The sequence below is a fragment of the Tateyamaria omphalii genome (assembly GCF_019802125.1).
Taxonomy (GTDB): Bacteria; Pseudomonadota; Alphaproteobacteria; order Rhodobacterales; family Rhodobacteraceae; genus Tateyamaria; species Tateyamaria omphalii_B.
In genome coordinates this window covers 341,081-358,748 of sequence record NZ_JAHVHT010000001.1, presented here as the reverse complement: position 1 = coordinate 358,748, position 17,668 = coordinate 341,081, and the positions used below count along the sequence as shown (strand labels likewise).

The window sequence follows — 17,668 nt, the reverse complement described above, 5'->3', positions numbered from 1 at the left end:
CCTTGGCCTTCACTCCAGCGATCACCGGCACGGGCGTGTTCACGCCAGAGCAGTCCATTTCCAACGCCGAACTGGTCGAGGCCTTCAATGCCTATGCCGACCTCTACAACGCGGAACACGCCGATGCGATTGCGTCGGGGGATGTGGCCGCCAAGGACCATTCCTCCGAAGAGTTCATCGTCAAAGCCTCCGGCATCGAAAGCCGTTTTGTCATGGACAAGTCGGGCATTCTGGACCCCAAGGTCATGCACCCGCTTCTGCGCCAGCGCAGCGATGAAGAGCCGTCGATCATGGCCGAAATGGCCGTAAACGCGGCCAAGAAAGCGCTGGAACAGGCGGGCAAGACGGCGGCGGATGTCGATGCGGTGATCTGTGCGGCGTCGAACCTCGAACGCGCCTATCCTGCGGTCGCCATTGAAATTCAGGAACTGCTCGGCATCGACGGCTTTGCATTCGATATGAACGTGGCCTGTTCCTCGGCCACCTTCGGCATTCAGGCGGCTGCCGACATGGTCCGCTCCGGCTCCATCCGCGCGGCCCTCGTCGTGAACCCGGAAATCTGTTCCGCCCACCTCGAATGGCGCGACCGCGACTGTCACTTCATCTTTGGTGACGTGGCCACCGCCACCCTGATCGAACGGGTGGAAGACGCGAAGGGCGCGTATTTCGAGATCAAGTCGACCCGCTGCGGCACCGCCTTTTCCAACAACATCCGCAACAACAACGGCTATCTGCGCCGCTCGCGCCCCGACGGGATGAAGGACCGCCGGGACATGCAGTTCATGCAGAACGGGCGCAAGGTGTTCAAAGAAGTGCTGCCGATGGTCAGCAAGCACATCGCCGATCACATGGGCGACGAAGGGGTGGAGGCGGCGGACCTGAAGCGGCTCTGGCTGCACCAGGCCAACAAGACCATGAACGATTTCATCGGGAAAAAGGTGCTGGGCCGCACACCGGAGCCGGGGGAGCAGCCCAACATCCTGCAGGACTATGCCAACACGTCCTCTGCCGGGTCAATCATCGCCTTTTCCAAATACTCCGACGACCTGCAGGACGGCGACAAGGGCATCATCTGTTCCTTTGGTGCGGGCTATTCCGTCGGGTCGGTGTTGGTCGAAAGACACGGCTGATCCGCACCTGCGCACCCACCACTTGTTCGCCGTGCGTGCACGGCTTAGATGACATGCAGCACACGGCATCCGCCTGCTGCATCGGAGATTTTATGCAAGAGCCCCGGGGCTAGCCCGTTCCCTGCACCACGCATCGGGAACACGTCACAAAAAGGACACTCACGCGACCGCTGAGTGATCCTGTTTTGTTGCTTGCATGACATAAAGGCAATCCGTTGAACATCTCGAAACACGAACAACGTGTTTTGCACGAACTCGCCCTGGGTGGTTCCATCCACTACGTGCGCGGCGAGAACGGCAAGATACGTGACATCACCTGCTACACCCGCAACGGCCACGTCCTGTCGGACTGTACGATGGCGGTTTTCACACGTCTCAAGAAGCGGCGTTTCATCCATTCGCATAGTGGGCGGCCCTATCGGGCCTCCCGCGCCGGGATCAAGGCCGTGCGCGCAGAGCTGAACCAGCGATAGCGCGGCATTTTGAAAGGATCACATCATGGACTTCACAACCCGACACAGCGGCCATAAGGCCGAGATCATTGCGCTTTTCACAGAGACCTTTGCCGCGTCCGAGGGCGCGGCGGAGGGGCAAATGATCGCAAAACTTGTCTCGGACATGTTCGCCACATGGGACGACGCGCATATGCGCGTCGTCTGCGTACGGGATGACGGAGCTTTGATCGGCGCCATCATCTTCACCCGCGTGACCTACCCCCAGGATCCGCGCAGTGTTTTCATCCTGTCGCCCGTTGCCGTCGCCCCGGATCACCAAGGCAAAGGTGTGGGGCAGCGTTTGCTGCGCCATGGGCTTGATGATTTGAGACATGCCGGAGCGGACGTGGTGCTGACCTATGGCGATCCGAACTATTACTCCAAGGTCGGCTTCCAGCAGATCACGGAAGAAATCGCACAGGCACCCCTGCCCCTCTCCCATCCGGAAGGATGGTTGGGACAATCGCTGACAGACAGCCCGTTCGATCCGCTTCACGGGCCATCGCACTGCGTCAAGGCCTTGAACAACCCGGCGTACTGGTAGCGTCGCTAGACCTTCTTCAACGACACGCGCTTATGCACGTCCTCGACGCTTTCCACGCGCTCGGAATAGCGGTCGACAAGGTAGTCCTTCCGCCCGCGCACCATCCACGTGAATTTCACCAGCTCTTCCATCACATCCACGACGCGGCGGTAGAATGGCCCCTCGGGCAGCCGCCCGTCCTGAAACTCCAGCCACGCCTTGGCGATGCTCGACTGGTTCGGGATCGTGACCATCCGCATCCAGCGGCCCAGAATGCGCATCTGGTTGACGGCGTTGAAACTTTGCGACCCGCCCGACACCTGCATGACGGCCAGCGTCTTGCCCTGCGTGGGCCGGATGCCGCCCTTGAGCGACAGGGGCAGCCAATCAATCTGTGTCTTCATGAGACCTGTCATGGCGCCGTGGCGTTCCGGGCTGGACCAGACCATGCCCTCTGACCATGTGGCCAGCTCGCGCAACTCGGCCACCTTGGGGTGGTCATCGTCCGCATCGCCAACCAGAGGCAGCCCGGAAGGGTCATACATCCGCGTCTCGCACCCCAGATGGCGCAGAATGCGCGCGCTCTCCTCTGCGGCGCGGCGTGAATAGCTCACGTCGCGCAGCGAGCCATAGAGCAACAGGATACGCGGCGGGTGGCCCGGATCGTCCGGGGCCTTCAGCGCCTCCACATCGATCTGCGGCAGCGCGTCGATCACGAGCGCGGGGAGATCCTCAGCCACTCTCTTCCTCCAGATGCAGCTTCATGTCGATGAGCACCTGTTGCAGCAAGGTCGTCTCTTTCAGCAACCGCTTGGCCTCGTTCACGGTGATCACACCGTCCTCGATGGATTGCTGATACTCGGTCATGAGCATGGCAAAGCGCTGGCTGAGCGCGATGACGTCGGAATTCACCCCGCCCGACCGCGCTTCGTTCGGACGACGGTCATCGTGGCTGAGGGTGATGCCCTGCAACTCGGCCAGCGCACTGGTCACATGCGGATAGCTCGCCGCCTCTTCCAACGCGATCACGGCATCGATGGGCATGAACCGGTCGGCATGTTCGGGGTTGTCCGAATAATAGCGGCCAAGCGTCGCCTTGGACTTGCCGGTCAGCGCGCAGGCAGGTTCGATCCCCACATCCTTGACCAGCGATTCAGTATGCTTTTTCAGATAGCTGCTTACAGTCATTCACCCACCCCCAGTTTCGCAGGCCCACGCCCCTTGAGTGCGGGGAAACGGGTCTGTCTTTTCCCATTAATCACGTACCCGGCAAATGTCATTTGTAAAGCGTCCCAACAGTGTTCGGGACGTTTCATGTATCCGGCGGCCCCAACTGCCGGGTCCGGGTGGGCTCCGCTGCATCCTCTGTCCCGTGGGGGCGACAGGCCGGGCGACCGGCAGCAGGTGCGGCGGATCCGTCGGAGGTTTTTTGAGTATCGGGGCAGGCGAAACCCCAAATCGGGCGCATATGCACCCATCGCCGTGTCCCTGTTGATCATGTGCCGAAGCGGTGCAGAGACGGATAACGACGCAGGCGACAAGACCACGCGCACCCCTCTGCACCCGCCCGGCACACTGCCCTTGCCCCCTGCACAGGCCCGCACTAAGCACGCGCCATGGCCAAGCTCTATTTCCATTATTCGACGATGAACGCGGGCAAATCGACGGTGCTTTTGCAGGCGGCGCACAACTACCGCGAACGGGGCATGGTGCCCTACCTGATGACCGCGTCCTTTGACGATCGGGCGGGCCACGGGCGCATCGCCTCGCGCATCGGTATCGGCGCGGACGCCGACACGTTCACGTCACGCGATGACCTGTTGGTCAAGGTCACAACCCGACAGGCAGAGGGCGCAATCGTGTGCGTCTTCGTGGACGAAGCGCAATTCCTGACCGAAGACCAAGTGTGGCAACTGGCCCGCGTCGTGGATGACCTGAAAATCCCCGTCATGTGCTACGGCCTGCGGGTCGATTTCCGCGGCAAGCTTTTTCCCGGCTCAGCCACTCTGCTGGCCCTTGCTGACGAGATGCGCGAAGTGCGCACCATCTGCCACTGCGGGCGCAAGGCCACGATGGTCATCCGGCAGGATGCCGAGGGCAACGCCATCACAGACGGCGCACAGGTGCAGATCGGGGGCAATGAAACCTATGTCTCGCTGTGCCGACGGCACTGGCGGGACGCGGTGGGCGATCTGTAACCGGGCCTAGGCCAGCACCCTGCGCACGGCCGCCTCCAGCCGGTCCGCCAGAAGTTCCACCTCGCTCTCCTGCAGAATGAACGGCGGCGCCAGCAACACGTGGTCGCCGCGCGTGCCGTCCATGGTCCCGCCCATCGGATAGCAGATCAATCCTTCGTCGAAGGCCGCCGCCTTCAGCCGGGCATGCACCTTGTCTGCAGGATCGAACGGCGCTTTCGTTTCGCGCGACTGAACGAGTTCAATGGCCCGAAACAGGCCGACGCCACGAATATCGCCTACATGGGGATGCTGCCCGAACCGCTCTGTCAGCGCCTGATGCAGCGCGTCGCCCAGGGGCGCGACGCGGGCCAGCACCTCGTCATCCAGCAACCGCTCGACCACGGCCAACGCCGCGGCACAGGCGACCGGGTGGCCCAGATAGGTGTGCCCATGCTGGAAAAAACCGGACCCGTCCCGGATGGTGTCGTGGATACGCGCACTGCACAGCATTGCACCGATGGGCTGATACCCAGCCCCCAGCCCCTTGGCGATGGCACAGATGTCGGGTGACACCCCATGCTGCTCGCACGCAAAGAGCGTTCCGGTCCGCCCCATGCCGCACATCACCTCGTCAAAGATCAACAGGATGCCATGGCGATCACACAGCGCGCGGACCTTCGCAAAATAGTCCCCGACAGCGGGCACCGCCCCCAACGTCGCACCGACGACCGGCTCCGCGACAAAAGCCATTACCTTGTCCGGGCCAACGGCCTGTACCTCGGCCTCCAACTCGTCGATCAACCGATCCACATATTGCGCCTCGGTCTCGCCGTCCGCCTGCCCGCGATAGGCATAGCAGGGCGACACATGGCTCACCTTCATCAACAGCGGATCAAATGGCGCACGCCGTGCCTCATTGCCGCCCGTGGCCAAGGCCCCAAGCGTATTGCCGTGATAGCTTTGCTGCCGGGCAATAACATGTGACCGTTCAGGTTGCCCGATCTCAATGAAATACTGACGCGCCAGCTTCAGCGCCGCTTCCATCGCCTCGGACCCGCCGGATACGAAGTAAACGCGGTCGAGCCCGTCTGGCGTCGCCGCCACCAAACGGTCGGCCAGTTGCTCGGCCGGGGCGGATGTAAAGTATCCGGTATGGGCAAAGGCCACCTGATCCAGCTGCGCCTTGATGGCCGCCGTCACGTGGGCGTCCCCATGGCCCAGGCACGACACAGCCGCATCGCCGCAATTGAGGTAGGATTTGCCCCCCGCATCAAACAGATACGCACCCGCACCGCGCGACACCATCGGCGGCGGCGCCTTGGAGTTCCGGGGAAAAACGTGGCTCATCGACAAAGCTCCGAATCTGCGGCCCAGAGCTGCCCCGCCCACAGGGGCGGCGCGTCACGTGGACCGCGCCCAATCTATGCGCACAGGATGTCGCGAAACATGCGGCCTGAAAAGTCCCATACATGCGGGCATCCTCAGCATTTATTGAAGTATTCCGCGCCAAGTCGTTGGTTCTCAGCGCTTCGCCGCCGCCGTATCTGCTCAGCACGCCCACTAATTCATTATCGCAAAGGTTGACCTTACGGCGTCGATCCGCAGGGTAGAGGGATCAGCCGTGCGCCGTGCTTCGGCGCGCAAGACGGCCAAACATAAGGGAGAAAATTGATAATGTTTGCAAAACTTAAACTGGGGGCCGCCGTTGTCGCTGGCGCGCTGATGACTGCGCCCGTCGCCATGGCGCAGGAATTCATCTCGATCGGCACCGGCGGTGTGACCGGCGTGTACTACCCCACGGGCGGCGCGATCTGCCGTCTGGTGAACAAGTCCCGCAAGGAACACGGCATCCGCTGCGCCGTGGAATCGACCGGTGGCTCCGTCTACAACATCAACACGATCAAGGCGGGCGAGCTCGAGTTCGGTGTGGCCCAGTCCGACTGGCAGCACCATGCGTTCAACGGCACATCGAAGTTTGAGGGCGACGCCGCCTTCCCTGACATCCGCGCCGTGATGTCGGTGCACCCCGAACCCTTCACGCTGATAGTACGCGGTGACAGCGGCATCGAAAGCTTCGAGGATCTGGCAGGCAAGCGTGTGAATGTCGGCAACCCCGGCTCCGGTCAGCGCGCCACGATGGAAGTTGTCATGGACGCCTTCGGTATCGGCATGGACGATCTGGCGCTCGCGACCGAATACAAGGGTTCCGAGATGGCCAAGCAGCTGTGCGACGGCAATATCGACGCGATGATCTACACCATCGGCCACCCCGCAGCGGCGATCAAGGAAGCGACCACGACCTGTGACGCGCGCCTTGTGTCCGTCACCGGCGCACCTATCGACCAGTTGGTCGCGGACAACCCGTTCTACCGCGTGGCGACCATTCCGGGCGGCATGTACGCAGGAACGGATGGCGACACCACGACCTTCGGCGTTGGTGCCACCTTCGTGACCTCGGCCAGCGTGCCAGAGGACACGGTGTATATCGTGGCCAAGGCCGTGATGGAGAACATCGACGACTTCAAGGGTCTGCACCCGGCCTTTGCCAACCTTGATCCAGCCGAAATGGTCAAGGACGGTCTGTCGGCGCCTCTGCACCCCGGTGCGGAAAAAGCCTATAAAGAACTGGGCCTGATGAACTAAACTCAAGTCCCGAAACGCCCGGAGCCACCGCTTCGGGCGTTTCACATTTCAAAAACGATAGCCAGCAGACGGGCGCATAACGCCCGCGCTTTGCCCGCACGGGGGACATTTCCATGACCAATCAAAACACAGTGACGCAATCCGCCGATGACCTCGTGGCCGAGGCCGATACCGGCGCGCGCAACCCCTCCGCCGCGTGGCAAGCCAAGCTGATCATCGGCACCTGCATCGTCTGGTCCTTGTTCCAGCTCTACATCGCGTCCAAGGTGCCGGGCATCGTGGCCCAGGCCACCGGCATGGGCATCTTTGCCAATATCGTCGCACAGGCCCGCTTCGTGCACCTGGCCTTTGCCATCATGCTGGCAACGCTCGCCTTTCCCCTGTTCAAGTCCTCACCCAAGGACCGCATCCCGCTCTATGACTGGGTGTTGATCGTCCTCGGCGTCAGTTCCTGCCTCTACCTCGTCGTCTTCCGGTTCGAGATCGCGGACCGCCCCGGTCTGTGGAGCCCGACCGACATCACCATGTCCTCGATCGGGATGATCGTCCTGCTGATTGCCGTCTATCGCTCGCTCGGTCTGCCCCTTGTCATCATCGCCTCCGCCTTCGTGGCCTTCGCCTTCTTCGGTGGCTACTCCGAATGGGCGCGCGAGATCACGAATTACGGCGGCGCATCGCTCTCCAAAGCGCTCGGCCACTATTGGATGCAGACCGAAGGCGTGTTCGGCGTCGCCCTCGGCGTTTCCACCTCCATGATCTTCCTCTTCGTCCTTTTCGGTGCACTCCTTGACCGCGCTGGCGGCGGATCGTGGTTCATCAAGGTCGCCATCGCCCTTCTGGGCGCCCTGCGCGGCGGCCCAGCCAAGGCGTCGGTCCTGTCCTCCATGCTCACCGGCATGATCTCGGGCTCCTCAATCTCGAACACCGTGACCACCGGCACCTTCACCATCCCGCTGATGAAGCGCATCGGCTTCCCGGCAGAGAAAGCAGGCGCGGTCGAAGTCGCCTCCTCCACCAACGGCCAGCTTACCCCGCCGGTCATGGGGGCCGCGGCCTTCCTGATGGTCGAATACGTCAACATCCCCTATATCGACGTGGTCAAACACGCCTTCCTCCCGGCGGTCATCTCCTACATCGCGCTCCTCTATATCGTGCACCTCGAAGCGCTGAAAATGCAGATGCAGGGGCTGAAAAAGGCCGGTCGCCATATCGGCCCCGTCCTGATCCTGATCCTCTTCCTGTCAGGCTTCATCTTCCTTGGTGCCTGCACCTTCGTGATGATCGGGCTGCGCAACGTGCTCGACAACTTCATGACCGAAAGCGTCTACGGCGCCGTCGCCATCGTGGCGCTCCTCTACCTCGTCCTCGTTTACTTTGCCTCGCGCTACCCGGACGTGGCGATGGACGACCCCGATGGGCCACTCGAAGCGCCCCGGCTCACGCCCACGCTGCTGGGCGGAGCCTATTTCTCACTGCCGATCTTCATCCTCGTCTGGAACCTGATGGTGCGCACCGACAGCCTCGACCGTCTGTCGCCGTCGCTCTCGGCCTTCTGGGCCACCATCTTCATGATCATCGTGGCCCTCACCCACCGCCCGCTCAAAGCGATGTTCCGGGGCGAAGCCTTCGCCTCTGCAACCACCGCAGGCTGGCGCGACTTTGTCGAGGGGCTGATCCTCGGCGCACGCAACATGATCGGCATCGGCGTCGCCACGGGTGCTGCGGGCGTCATCGTGGGCACGATCAGCCTGACCGGCGCGCACCAGGTCATTGGCCAAGTGGTTGAGGTCATCGCAGGCGGCAACATCTGGATCCTGCTGATCCTCGTCGCTGTCATGTCGCTGATCCTCGGCATGGGCCTGCCCACGACGGCCAACTACATCGTCGTGTCCTCGCTCATGGCACCGGTGATCCTGACGGTCGGTGCATCAGCGGGCTACATCTTCCCGCTCATCGCCGTGCACCTTTTTGTCTTCTATTTCGGCATCCTCGCGGATGACACGCCACCGGTGGGCCTTGCCGCCTATGCGGCGGCAGCGATCTCCCGCGGCGATCCGATCAAGACGGGGGTCCAGGGCTTCGCCTACGACATCCGCACAGCCCTCCTGCCCTTCCTCTTCATCTTCAACACGGACCTTTTGTTGATCGACGTGGGCTTTGGCAAAGCGATCCTCGTCTTCTTCATATCGCTCATTGCCATGCTGCTCTTCGCGGCCGCGACCCAGGGCTACTTCATCGCCAAAAGCAAAACCTGGGAAACGGTAGCGCTTCTGGTGATTGCCTTCATGCTGTTCCGGCCCGACTACCTGCTCGATCAAGTGAGCGAAAAATACCAATCCGCCACCGGCCCCGCCGCTCTCGAGCTTATGGCGAGCGCTGAGACGGACCAGGAACTGCGCGTGATCGTCGAAGGGCCGGATTTCGACACCGGCCAACTCAGGCCCACCACCATCACGCTGCCCGCAATCAGCGGCGACGCCGAGGGTGCGCTTGACGCACAGGGCCTCACGATCCTACCCGATGGCGATGTGATTGCGATGGACGAGCCCTTCCCCGGCACACCGTTCTTCGAAAGCCTCGGCAACGAATACGACTTCTACGGCGACAGCCCCGTGCAGATCATGCAGGTGCAGATCGAAAACGAGCGGATGCCGAAAGAGCTGTTCTTCATCCCCGCCCTCCTGCTGTTGGGCGGGCTGGTCCTGATCCAACGCCGCCGCGCCACGCAACCTGCGTTCTAGGGAAGACCTACCATGTTCAAAACGCTCCTCCTTGCCGTTGACGTCAACGCGCCCGACGGTGCGGCCCGCAGTGCCGAAGCCGCCTTTTCCATGGCGCGCGCCGAAGGGGCCACGCTGCACCTGCTGAATGTCGTTCCGGACACCGGCATGGCCATCGTCGGCGCCTCGATGGCTGCCGACAGCATGAAGAACGCACTTGCGGCGGCACAATCCGAACTGGATGGTTGGGCCAAGGCCAAGGTGCCGGAGGATGTAACCTACAAGGTCCACGTGGCCGAGGGCACGGTCTACGACCAGATCATCCGCACCGCCGAGGCGCTGGATGTCGATGCGATCATCGTCGGCGCACACCGGCCCGAATTGAAAGACTACCTGATGGGCCCGAACGCTGCCCGCGTCGCGCGGCACGCGACACAATCGGTGTTTGTCGTCCGCTGACGTCAGCCCTGACCGGACAGCGCAGGCGGGTCAGCTCTGCGGCTTTTGCTGCGCAATTGCATCCGCCACGGCACGCACCGTTGGGCCGCGCAGCGGGCCGGTCGCGCAGACATCCCAGATACCGACGTCTCTGCAGAACCGAGCCTGGGCGCGGATGGTTCGCGTGGTCATGCGGCCATTGATACGCCCGGCATAATACCCCTTTTCCCGCAGTTCCATTTGCAGCACGCGCACCCAAGCGTTCTGATCGATCCAGAATGCGGTGCTTGCTGCCCGTGCGTAGGTTTCGGGTCCAGTTTCACCAAGGACCTCTTCCATCAGGGATGGGAATTGGGCCGGTTGCATGGCCGCGGCAAGTCGAATGCGTTCGGGGGCCAGAACCTGTTCTCTGATCCCGGACACGTCAGCGAGCACCGCGCGGCGGGCAAGCGTCGCCTCGCTCTGATCCTCAAGGCCGCTTAGGTAGATCAAAGCGGCCTCGGCATGGCGCGCGTCTCCGGCAAGACCCGTCTCCTCAACCAGTGCAACAACGGTGTCCGATGCGGGGCCCGGAAGCCGCTTCCAGTTGATACGCGCGATCAGGTCATGCGCCGCCTTGGCATCGCCTTGCTCGGCCATCCCGGTCAGAATGTTCCTGCCAAGCTCCGGATCAGACGCCACCCCGAAGTGCCCGTCAATATGACCCGTGCCAAGCAGTAGACGTGTTCCGGGACGATCCTCCTGTACCGCTGCCTGCAACACCGCAAGCGCGGCATCGCCCTGCCCCAGCTCGATCTCGACCCGGGCCAGATTGGCAAAAGACCAAGGATGCTCATCAGCCACGGCCTGCTTATACCAACGGCGTGCAGAGGCGAGATCCTTGTCCGTCCCGAGCCCGTTGCGCAGGTAAAAGGCGACACGATCCTTGGCCGGGGTGTAGTCGCCGCGCGCCATTTCAAGCATCCCGGCATAAGCGGCGCTCGGGTCCACCTGCTCAAGGTACTTGAGGTCGTTGAACTGCGTCCTCGCATTTTCCGCCAGGACAGGAACAGCCAAACCAACCATAACCAGAACGGCAAAAACAACTGTCTTCATCGCATCATCCTTTCCCGGAAAGCCAGGGGCTGCTGCCGCATACATCAATGCGGCAGCACACGTCATACTAGAATATTAACGCATCCAGAACGCCATCGGCAAACCCGCTTCCGACATTTGCGTGATCCTCGACCAGAATACTCTGCGCACCCGACAGCCGGATCAGGACGTCACCATCGGCCAGCTGTTCCATATGCGCATCTGCCCAGGCCGCGCGGTCGGTGATCGCATCAGAAAAGTTGAAGTCGGACAGATCAATGGCATCGGCGTTGGAACCGTAGATGTTCAGGTCCGTGATCTGGTCGCGGAAAAAGCTGTTGTCTTCATGGAAGACAAACACGTCATGGCCCTGACCACCGGTCAGGACATTGACGCCCCGGCCACCGTCCAGAACATCATGGCCGCCACCGCCGGTCAGCGTATCGGCCCCGGCGCCACCTTCAATCGTGTCATTGCCCCAAGCACCGTCAAGGATGTCGCGGCCTGCGCCACCCTGCAGCAGATCAGCCCCCGCACCACCGTGCAGATCATCTCCGCCACTGCCGCCCAGAACCGTGTCTGCACCATTTCCGCCGCGCAACACGTCGCTGCCGGCGCCACCATCCAAGAGGTCATTGCCGCGCCGACCATAGAGTTGGTCGTTGCCGCCGCCACCGCTCAACTGATCCGATCCGTCGCCGCCGAAGACATGGTCGGCTCCATCACCGCCATCCAGCGTGTCATCACCAACCCCACCGCGCAGAATGTCGTTTCCGCCACCGCCATAGAGTGCATCGTTCTCCGACCGCCCATACAGGCTGTCAGCCCCTGCACCGCCAGACAGCACGTCATGGCCTTCGCCGCCATCAAGACGATCGTCACCGGCCCCGCCTTCAAGCGAGTCGTCATCGTCACCACCCCACATCAGGTCGTCGCCAGCGCCACCATCCAACGTGTCAGCGCCCTTGCCACCATGCAGGATGTCGTTTCCGCCACCACCCGACAGTTCATCTGCATCATCCGCACCATACAGGCGGTCATGGCCTGCCAGACCGATCAGCGCATCCGAACCCGCACCGCCAAACAGGGCATCCGCCCCGACGCCACCGTTCAGATCATCATGCCCGGCACCACCGAACAGACGATCGGTGCCCTGGCTGCCCGTCAGGCTGTCATCGCCTTCGCCACCGGACAACGTGTCATTGCCACCGCCGCCAGCCATCAGGTCGTTTTCGGACGCACCAAACAGCCGGTCCGCGCCAAGGCCACCGTCCATCGTGTCCTCACCGGTGCCGCCGTACAGGCGGTCATTGCCCGAACCACCAGACATATCGTCATGGCCAGCACCACCCCAAAGACGGTCGTCGACGCCTCCGCCACCGGAACCGGTGCCTGATCCGCCGGACGTATCGCCACCATGCATCACATCGTTGCCAGTCCCGCCAAACAGCACATCCTGACCCGGATCACCGTGGATCGTGTCATCACCTTGCCCGCCGCGCAGCGTGTCGCCCCCGGCCGCACCGTGAATGACGTCATCGCCACCCTGACCAAAGACCTTGTCGCGGCTGTTCCCGCCATTGATCTGGTCGTCTTCCGCCTTGCCCAGGATGTGATCGGGACCAGCGCCCCCGTTGATCGTGTCCACTTCGGGCGTTCCATAGATTTTCCGTACCATTACGCGTTCCTCCTAGATTTGCGTGTCATGTTTTCGTGCGCCGTGGCGGCGCGGTGGCCTGAATGCCTTTGGAGAGTTTGAGAGAGACACATTCAGGCCACCCGGATTGGTTTGTCCGGCACAAGGTCGAGCCGGATGGCGCGCTCCAGATCCTCGGCACGTGTGTCGACAAGGATGCTGAGCATGGATTCGAGGGTGAAATAGGCGCGCAGGATGCGGAACAGCAGGTAGTCGAACATCCCCAGGATCGCGCGCGGCACACCGTTCAGGACGCAAGCCACGACACCCACCAATGCTGGCGCACCGACCATCACGGCCACGATGGACTGCCAGACAATAGGGCTTTCGGGGTTCAGACCCGTGGCCCACTCCAGCGCGCCGTAGATGATCAACGGCACCAGCATCGCGCGACGCGCCGAGTTGATCAGCATGTAAGGCAGGATGATCTTGCCGCGCAGCGTACCCGTGGGCCGATAGATCAAGTCCCGGCAACGTGAAGAGATATGGTAGATTGACCGGAACCACCGCATCCGCTGCTCACGCATGTGGCTATAGGATGACGGCACCTCGGAAATGTAGCGAATGCGCGGATCGACGACCGAGTGGAACCCCAGCTCGCCAATGCGCAGCGAGATATCGGTGTCTTCGCCGTTCATGCCTTCGACAAAGCCGCCCAGATCGCGCGGATGCGCCGTGCGGTAAACAACGAACATGCCCGGAATACCGACAACACCGTTCACCGCGCCCATCGCCACGGAATAGAAGCCGTGCTTGACCAACACCTCCAGGTGCCGCGCTTTGTCGAACAGGGCTCCACCCGGCGGGACGGGCACGCCTCCGACAACACCCACGGCAGGGTCCGAGAAATAGGGCAGCGCCCGGCTGAAATTGTCCTCGCCCACCAGCGTGTCGGCATCGACGCGGATCAGGAATTCGGTCTCGCAGGCGTCAAGCCCCGCATTGAGCGCGTTGGATTTGCCCGGCTTCGGCACATTGATCACGCGCCCCTTCGCTGCGGTACATGCGGCAAGGGCCGTGGCTGCAATCTCCTCCGTATCGTCGGTGGAGTTGTTGTTCATGATCAGGATGTGCACGTCACCGCCGTAGTGCGCGGCCGCCCGGTCCATCGCTTCGATCGTGGCCTTGATGATGTAGGATTCGTTGTGCGCGGGCACGATGACCGACACCGGGGGTGTAAAGCGCACCTTGCGGGCCACCAGCACGTCGTAAATGGCTAGCAAGTAAAGCTGTCCAAACAGAACCGGCAGGAACAGGAACACGCCCGGCCCGATGCCGCCAAGCAGCGTCCACTGGCGCATCAGTTCCACGGTCCGCAGCTCCATGCCCCCAACCCAGACAGAGACGGCGGCAGCAACCGCCAACGTGCAGCCAAGGCGCACAAGGGCGCGGCGCTGGCGGACCGGGACATGTTTGATCCGGATGCGCGCAGGCATCAGCCCGCGTTCGAGCAGCTTGAAGGAGTAGACGGCAAAGCCAAAAAGGCCGGATGCGATCGCGCTGAAATGCAGGGACAGAGACGTGCCGATCATCTGATGTACGGCAGCATTGGCGAGGTCAAAGATCCCGCAACCCGCCATGAAGGTCAGCACAAGGTCCAGCCCGAACAGGATGCGACCCTTGTGCCCAGCCGAACTAAACGCGGCGAAGGCGACGTAGAACGAGACCATAAAGACCCGGATCGCAATCGCGTGTCGTCCTTCATGCAGGGAAAAGACGTAGTCGCGGTTGGGAAAGACATGCGCCGCCGCTTCGGTGTTCACGAGCCACAGTTGTGCCGCCGCAAGACCGGTAAACAGCGCCAGCATCCAAGGGCCCCGCCAGGGCGATACCGGTCCAGCGAACCGCTTGGGCGCGCTGTCGACCGAGATGTAGTTGATCTGGGTGCGATTGTCGGTGGTGTCGGTCATGACGCACCTGCCGCGATACCGATACCCTCGGGCGCGATCAGAACGGACACGCCGCCCACGCGCGGATCACTGTCCGCATCCAGCCGAATGATGGTCGGCGCCGAAGATGTACCGTCCTCGTGAAAGGCCCAGGCCGGTCCCACATTCTTCAGGTTCGGTGTCGGACCATCGGCGGTCAGAACGATGACCTGCGCAACGCCGTCAGCAGCGCTCAGTTGCATGTCGACCGGCAGGATACGCGCGAGCAAACGGCGCGCCCGCTCCGCATCGTCAGCACTCAGATCAGACATCAACGCCACGCCCACAATGCCACGTGCAGCAAGGGCGGCTTGCATCTCTGTCATCTCGTCGCTGAAGGTGTCGGCGCCCGCCAACAGTTGCGTCTCGGGCAGCATTTCTGCGAGCAACATCGGCCCCTGGTCGCACTCCCCCTCGGAGATGCGCGTCGTGTTCAGAACAATCGCAAGCGTGTTGGCGGCCTCTTGCAAATCCGCAGGCAATTCAATGCGGGCCGAAAACGCAGTCTCGCCCCCGTCGATATTCACCTGATGTGCCAGGCGGTCATTCAGCATCACGGTCAGCTGCCAGGATTGCCCACCCGCCAGACGGCCAAGCACCATCTTTAGATCAAGGACACCCGCCACCCGCATATCGGAACCAGAGCCCAAATCGTAACGGTGCCGCCACGTGGTCTCGCGATGAAACCAACGCAGCCCGGCATTTGCTCCGCGTACCGCCAAGGTGCGCGGCCAGGCGTCGGCAACAGCCTCACTGGACCGTCCAAGGGCGAGACCGCGCAGTTCAGAGGTCGCGAACGCTTGACCGTGTTCCACGATCACCGGCGCCAGCCCGTGGCCGGAGAGGCCCGTGGCAAGCACCAACGCTTCCGCCGCTTCATCACGCTTGGAGGGCCATACAACAGGCACCATCCCACCGGCAGCGCGGATCTGATCTCGCGCAGTGACCAATGGCTGGTCGAGGTTGGCAAAAACAGCACTGGTCGTCTCGATCTCGACCACGGCAGCGACGCCGTCATCTGGACCACAGGACACGTTGGGGGCTGTGCCCTGCAACGAGAACGAGACGACCAGCCGGTCCCCCGCCACATCCGCGGGTGAAAGCGGAATGCGCAAGGACCGTGCGGCCGCGCCCGGATGCAGCAACATCTCGGCCCGGCGGGCGTTGCGGATCGAGATGCGCAGCACCCCTTGCACACCCGCCAACACCTGAGACGTCGCATCGATTTGGAGGTATCCGGACGTGATCCGCGCATCGCGTGGCAGATCAAACGTGATGGCTTGATAGGCAGGCAAACCCGACAGGATAACCGGCGCATCGACCCCGGAGGCCCGAAGCACGGCCTGATGCGCGCCATCTGCGCCCATCGCACCGCGCGTCTCGAACACCAGCTCAGGTGTTCCAGCCAGCGCGCGTGCTGCCTGCCCTGCCCGTTCGGCGACGGTTGTCGTGGACATGAACAGGGCCATGCCCGCCACAAGAAACGCCAACAGTCCAATGCCGATCATACGCATCACGTTCACCCAATTGGTTTGAAGTTCGCGACAAGGGCCGCCGCTGCCCCACCTCCAAGCGAGACAGCGGCGGTGCTACTCACTCAGGCCGCGCGACCTGCCTGGCACACCAGGCCGGGGCGCTGATTGTCCGTCCATGTGGACACGCACGGGATCATGTCGCGCTTGCACCGGCGGGCATATTTCGCCGCCACCTGCTGGGTCTCGTCCAAGAGCCCTTCCGCCAGCGTGATCGGGTTCAAACCCAGAGACAGGAAGGTCCTGTTGGACACACGGAGATCATTCTCCGCCGCCTCGTTGCGCGGATTGTCGACATAGGCCACCCGCGCGCCGGAGGTCTTGGCAATCAACTGGGCCAAGGACCGCACCGAATGCGTTTCAGTCATCTGGTTGAGGATCGCGACCTTGCCGTCCCGTGCGGGCGGATTGGCAACAGCGAGCGCCAGACACTTCACGGTGTCCTGAATGTGGATGAATGCACGGGTCTGCCCGCCTGTGCCATGCACGGTCAACGGATGACCCACCACGGCCTGCATCAAAAACCGGTTGAGTACCGTGCCGTAGTCGCCATCGTAGTCAAAGCGGTTGATCAGGCGTTCGTCCAGCTTGGTCTCTTCGGTCTGGGTGCCCCAGACGATGCCCTGGTGCAGATCAGTGATCCGCAACCGGTCGTTCTTGGCATAGAACTGGAACAGAAGCTGATCCATCGACTTGGTCAGGTGGTACACGCTGCCCGGGTTGGTCGGATACAGGATGTCCCGCTTCATGATCTGCTTGTCATCGCCGGGCACATAGACCGGCAGGTAGCCTTCGGGGATCTCGAGCCCGTCATCGTCGTAGCCATAGACACCCATCGTGCCCAGGTGGACAAAGTGCGGATCAAGGCCCAACTCGACCGACGCGGCCAGCAGGTTGTGCGTACCCGAGATGTTGTTATCGACGGTGTAGCGCTTCTGCGAAACGCTTTTCATCGAATATGGGGCGGCACGCTGTTCACCGAAATGGATGATGGTGTCGGGGCGCAGCATCGACATCAACTCGACCAGCGACTCGTATTCATGCGCCACGTCGATCTTGGCAAAACCGATGACATGGCCGGTTGTCTCTTTCCATGCGGCCAGGCGTTGTTCGACCGATGCGATCGGGGTCAGGCTGTCCGCCCCAAGCTCTTCATCAATTCTGCGCCGCGACAGGTTGTCGACGATCGTGATGTTGTGACCAAGCTGCGACAGGTGCAGCGCCGTCGGCCAACCGCAAAACCCATCTCCCCCAACGATCATAATATTCTGATTTTGTGCCATTTTTCAGCTCCTCCATCTGGGCCCCTCCAA

15 protein-coding genes are annotated in these 17,668 nt (G+C 62.2%); 7 read left to right on the top strand and 8 right to left on the bottom strand.

Annotated elements, in window-relative coordinates; translation table 11 throughout:
- The first annotated feature begins 2 nt into the window (after positions 1–2).
- The 3 genes from KUV51_RS01825 (at position 3) to KUV51_RS01815 (ending at position 2,168) form a co-directional block, all read left to right on the top strand.
- The gene (locus KUV51_RS01825) at positions 3–1,130 is read left to right on the top strand and encodes a beta-ketoacyl-ACP synthase III (protein ID WP_222519913.1); all 1,128 of its coding nucleotides are present in this window, start codon (positions 3–5) and stop codon (positions 1,128–1,130) included.
- A 215-nt stretch (positions 1,131–1,345) separates the two neighbouring features.
- Positions 1,346–1,603, top strand: coding sequence for a YjhX family toxin (locus KUV51_RS01820; RefSeq protein ID WP_222519912.1), 258 nt, complete (start codon positions 1,346–1,348; stop codon positions 1,601–1,603).
- Positions 1,604–1,628: 25 nt separating this feature from the next.
- Positions 1,629–2,168, top strand: a complete 540-nt coding sequence (locus KUV51_RS01815) for a GNAT family N-acetyltransferase (protein WP_222519911.1) — start codon at positions 1,629–1,631, stop codon at positions 2,166–2,168.
- Positions 2,169–2,173: 5 nt separating this feature from the next.
- On the opposite strand, the gene arsH is transcribed toward KUV51_RS01815, so the two are convergent.
- Positions 2,174–2,887, bottom strand: coding sequence for an arsenical resistance protein ArsH (gene arsH, locus KUV51_RS01810; RefSeq protein WP_315898780.1), 714 nt, complete (start codon positions 2,885–2,887; stop codon positions 2,174–2,176).
- Entirely contained in the window at positions 2,880–3,335 is a 456-nt protein-coding gene (locus KUV51_RS01805; RefSeq protein ID WP_222519910.1) for a hypothetical protein, read from the bottom strand. The genes arsH and KUV51_RS01805 overlap by 8 nt, the downstream gene beginning before the upstream one ends.
- A gap of 428 nt (positions 3,336–3,763) precedes the next feature.
- Between KUV51_RS01805 and KUV51_RS01800 the strand changes: the two genes are divergently transcribed.
- Positions 3,764–4,345: a thymidine kinase gene (locus KUV51_RS01800; RefSeq protein WP_222519909.1), complete on the top strand. Its 582-nt coding sequence runs from the start codon at positions 3,764–3,766 to the stop codon at positions 4,343–4,345.
- Positions 4,346–4,351: 6 nt separating this feature from the next.
- Here KUV51_RS01800 and KUV51_RS01795 read toward each other — a convergent pair whose 3' ends face one another.
- On the bottom strand, positions 4,352–5,671 hold the full coding sequence (locus tag KUV51_RS01795) for an aspartate aminotransferase family protein (RefSeq protein WP_222519908.1): 1,320 nt from the start codon (positions 5,669–5,671) through the stop codon (positions 4,352–4,354).
- A 327-nt stretch (positions 5,672–5,998) separates the two neighbouring features.
- Between KUV51_RS01795 and KUV51_RS01790 the strand changes: the two genes are divergently transcribed.
- The 3 genes from KUV51_RS01790 (at position 5,999) to KUV51_RS01780 (ending at position 10,146) form a co-directional block, all read left to right on the top strand.
- Positions 5,999–6,967 (top strand): TAXI family TRAP transporter solute-binding subunit, encoded by a 969-nt coding sequence (locus KUV51_RS01790; protein ID WP_222519907.1) that lies wholly within the window; start codon positions 5,999–6,001, stop codon positions 6,965–6,967.
- Between the two features lie 113 nt (positions 6,968–7,080).
- A complete protein-coding gene (locus tag KUV51_RS01785; protein ID WP_222519906.1) occupies positions 7,081–9,708 on the top strand; it encodes a TRAP transporter permease in 2,628 nt (875 codons plus the stop codon).
- Positions 9,709–9,720: 12 nt separating this feature from the next.
- Positions 9,721–10,146, top strand: a complete 426-nt coding sequence (locus tag KUV51_RS01780; protein ID WP_222519905.1) for a universal stress protein — start codon at positions 9,721–9,723, stop codon at positions 10,144–10,146.
- A gap of 30 nt (positions 10,147–10,176) precedes the next feature.
- Here the strand turns inward: KUV51_RS01780 and KUV51_RS01775 are convergent, their stop codons facing one another.
- The 5 genes from KUV51_RS01775 to KUV51_RS01755 all read right to left on the bottom strand — a co-directional run bounded on the left by KUV51_RS01775 (position 10,177) and on the right by KUV51_RS01755 (position 17,638).
- Positions 10,177–11,220, bottom strand: a complete 1,044-nt coding sequence (locus tag KUV51_RS01775; protein WP_222519904.1) for a hypothetical protein — start codon at positions 11,218–11,220, stop codon at positions 10,177–10,179.
- Positions 11,221–11,287: 67 nt separating this feature from the next.
- A complete protein-coding gene (locus KUV51_RS01770) occupies positions 11,288–12,877 on the bottom strand; it encodes a calcium-binding protein (protein WP_222519903.1) in 1,590 nt (529 codons plus the stop codon).
- Positions 12,878–12,969: 92 nt separating this feature from the next.
- A complete protein-coding gene (locus KUV51_RS01765) occupies positions 12,970–14,805 on the bottom strand; it encodes a glycosyltransferase (RefSeq protein ID WP_222519902.1) in 1,836 nt (611 codons plus the stop codon).
- Positions 14,802–16,337 carry a hypothetical protein gene (locus KUV51_RS01760; protein WP_222519901.1) on the bottom strand — a complete coding sequence of 512 codons (1,536 nt, stop codon included), beginning with the start codon at positions 16,335–16,337 and terminating at the stop codon, positions 14,802–14,804. The genes KUV51_RS01765 and KUV51_RS01760 overlap by 4 nt, the downstream gene beginning before the upstream one ends.
- A gap of 83 nt (positions 16,338–16,420) precedes the next feature.
- Positions 16,421–17,638, bottom strand: a complete 1,218-nt coding sequence (locus tag KUV51_RS01755) for an NAD-dependent epimerase/dehydratase family protein (RefSeq protein ID WP_222519900.1) — start codon at positions 17,636–17,638, stop codon at positions 16,421–16,423.
- Positions 17,639–17,668: the final 30 nt, after the last annotated feature.